Below are 3,196 nucleotides of genomic sequence, written 5' to 3' on the forward strand. Positions count from 1 at the left end.
GCCGGGGCGGATTGGACACTTGCGGATGCCCTTGGGGAAGAGGCCATCAACCCAGAGCCGTTTTCCCTTGTGCAAAACAATGTTCGGACCTGGCTTGGGCAGCCGCGTCAGGTGGCTTTGGCCGATCCGGCCGCGCTCGGCGATCTGATGAACGGATTGCTTGTCTCGGGCTTTGCAATGCAGGCGCATGGAAACTCGCGCCCCGCGAGCGGCGCAGAACATCTCATCTCGCATGCCTGGGAGATGGAGCGCCTGACGTTTCAAGGCGAACCCGCCGCGCACGGTGCCTGCGTCGCGATCGGAACCGTCGCTATTCTCGCCCTCTACGAATGGTTTCTCGCTCAGGAAATCTCAGACGCGACCATTGGCGCAGCGTTGAACAGAGTCAGCTCGCCGAAAGACGTCGAAGCGGAAATCAGTGCGGCCTTCGCGGATCCGCATCTCGCCGACAGCGCCCGCGTCGAGATGGCGATCAAGATGAAAGGCGCATCACGCAAGCGCGATCGCCTGATGAATCTTGCGCGGCAATGGCAGCATCTGCGCGAAGACCTGCGCATGACCTGCATTCCTGCGAGCACCATGGAAGCGCAGTTGCGAGCCGCTGGGGCGCCTGCGCATCCCAACGATCTCGGTGTTTCGATTTCAAAGCTCGCGGCGGATTGTCGTCGAGCCCGTCTGATCCGCCGTCGCTACACCATCCTGGATCTGCTCGAGGATCTCGGATGGCTCGACAGGGGTATCGCCGCGCTTCTCGCAGAAGATGGCTTCTGGGGGCAGCGCACCAAGCCGGCAATGGCACTCGCCGCCAAATGAGTGTCCAGAGCGAAGAAATCAAAATGGGAGGATCAACGATGACATTTCATTCTTTCCGGGCCTGCGGCGCCGCAAGTGCCCTGGCACTGTGCTTGATGGCTGCGCCAGCGTTGGCTCAGCCGGTCGAGGTGCAGTGGTGGCACGCCATGAACGGGGTGAACGGCGAGCGGGTCGATGAACTCGTGAAGCAGTTCAACGAGTCGAACGAGAAGTACAAGGTCGTCGCCGTCAACAGGGGTAATTACGACGAAGTGATCAACGGAACCATCGCGGCGTATCGCGCGAAGCGTCCTCCCCACATCGTCCAGATCTACGAGCGCGGCTTCATGACCATGCTCCTGTCCGACGCCATCGTCCCCGTCCAGGACCTTATGACGAAGCAGAACTACAAGATCGACTGGGCCGATTTGATCAAACCAGTTGCCGGTTTCTACTCGTACAAGGGCAAGCTCGCGGCGATGCCGTTCAATTCGTCGTCCCCGATCCTCTATTACAACAAGGATCAGTTCAAGAAAGCGGGTTTCGACAAGCCGGCCGAGACCTGGGGCGAGTTCGACAAGCAGCTCGCGGCCATCAAAAAATCTGGCGCGGCCGAATGCGGTACGGCGCTCGCCACCGACTATCATTGGAGCATGATCGAGAACTACAGCGCGATCAACGATCAGTCCTACGCCACGAAATCGAACGGCTATGACGGCCTCGATACCGAGTTCGTGTACAACAAGACGCTCGTCGTTCCGCAGGTCGCGCGCATGAAGCGTTGGCTTGACGACGGCATTATGGAAATCGCCGGCCAGGGCTTCAGCCCGGAGCAGCTTTTCACCTCGGGGAAATGTGCGACGTACTTTGCATCGACCGCGGCTCATGGCGGCATCGAGCGGAATGCGAAGATCAACTGGAGCGCGACCTTCCTGCCATGGGAAGAAGGAAAACAGCCGAAAAACAGCACGATCGGCGGTGCCGCCTTGTGGGTCATCAAGGGACACAAGCCGGAAGAAGAGGCGGCGATCGCAGCGTTCTTCGATTTTCTCGCCAAGCCGGAGACGCAGTTCTGGTGGCATAAGGCGACCGGATATGTGCCGTTGACGAACAAAGCCTACGAGCTCGCCAAGGAGAAGGGCTACTACAAGGAGAGCCCGACGCGCGAAATCGCAATCATCCAGCTCAACCGTGGCACGCCGACGGCCAACTCGCTCGGGTTCCACTTCGGCAACTTCACGCAGTCGATGTTTGCACAGCGCGAGGAAGTCGAGGCGCTCTTTGCCGGCAAGAAGGACGCCCAGACGGCCATGGACGATGCCGTCAAGCGGGGCAACGAGATCCTGCGTCAGTACGAAAAGCTGAACAAGGGCAAGTACTGAATCACAAGCGGCGCGGAGGGGCACCTCCGCGCCGTCCGATCGTGTTGCGCGGAGACGAGCTGGTGGCCGCATCGTATCATGAACCCGGATTGAAGCAGGCCCACTTTCGGTCTGCCAAAATGCCGACGCTGCTGCTGCTGCCGCAGCTGCTGATCCTTCTTTTGTTTTTCTTTATTCCGGCGGTGCGGGCGCTGCTGCAAGCGTTCCTGTTGACTGATCCATTTGGCGCCAGCGTTCACTTCGTCTGGTTCGACAACTTCACCGCCTTGTTCAAGAGTGAGAGCTATCGCAACTCGGTTCGTGTCACAATCGTCTTCACGCTGGCGCAGAATGTGGTGACGATGGTGGTGGCCGGCGTTCTCGCGTTTGCGACGGACCGTGTCGTACGTGGGCAATCGTTCTACAAGGGCGTGGTGCTTTTGCCTTATGCGATCGCGCCGGTGATCGCAGGCGTGATGTGGGCCTTTCTGTTCAATCCCGCCGTTGGGCCGATTGCGTTCGTCATCAAGTCTCTCGGCTTCGCCTGGGATCCCAATCGGAATGGATCCGACGCCATGCTGCTTGTCGTCCTTGCCGCATCATGGAAACACATTTGCTACGACTACATCTTCCTCGTTGCGGGATTGCTTGCGATACCGAGATCTCTGATGGAGGCCGCCGCGGTCGATGGAGCCGGTCCGGTCAAGCGGTTCTTCCAGATCGCCGTTCCGCTGCTCGGCCCGACGATCTTTTTCTTGACGACGATGAACTTCGTCTATGGCTTCTTTGAAACATTCGCCATCATCGATGCGGTGACTCGTGGCGGTCCGGCCGGTGCGACGAACATCCTGGTTTTCAAGGTTTACCAGGACGGCTTCATCAATCTGGATCTGGGTTCCTCGGCCGCACAATCCGTTCTCCTCATGAGCTTCGCGCTCGTCCTCACGCTCCTCCAATTCAAGTATGTGGAGCGCAAGGTGAATTACAGCATCTGATCATGGTCGAACGCGCACCCATCCTCACGGCGATTTGCCACCTTCTTC

At 59.0% G+C, this 3,196-nt stretch carries 3 protein-coding genes; all 3 read left to right on the forward strand.

Going from position 1 to position 3,196, the window contains the following annotated elements; all coding sequences use genetic code 11:
• Positions 1-813 (forward strand): dehydroquinate synthase/iron-containing alcohol dehydrogenase family protein (locus AC1DT3_RS16125; protein ID WP_477466258.1); only part of this gene is annotated, 813 nt, incomplete at its 5' end.
• 38 nt (positions 814-851) lie between these two features.
• On the forward strand, positions 852-2,174 hold the full coding sequence (locus tag AC1DT3_RS16130) for an extracellular solute-binding protein (protein WP_477466259.1): 1,323 nt from the start codon (positions 852-854) through the stop codon (positions 2,172-2,174).
• Positions 2,175-2,236: 62 nt separating this feature from the next.
• The gene (locus AC1DT3_RS16135; protein ID WP_477466260.1) at positions 2,237-3,148 is read left to right on the forward strand and encodes an ABC transporter permease subunit; all 912 of its coding nucleotides are present in this window, start codon (positions 2,237-2,239) and stop codon (positions 3,146-3,148) included.
• Positions 3,149-3,196: the final 48 nt, after the last annotated feature.

The sequence above is a fragment of the Microvirga sp. P4_G7 genome (assembly GCF_056401005.1).

Bases quoted from the DNA above. Each gene is read 5' to 3' on its own strand.
- AC1DT3_RS16130 (WP_477466259.1), top strand. From the start codon at position 852: ATGACATTTCATTCTTTCCGGGCCTGCGGCGCCGCAAGTGCCCTGGCA.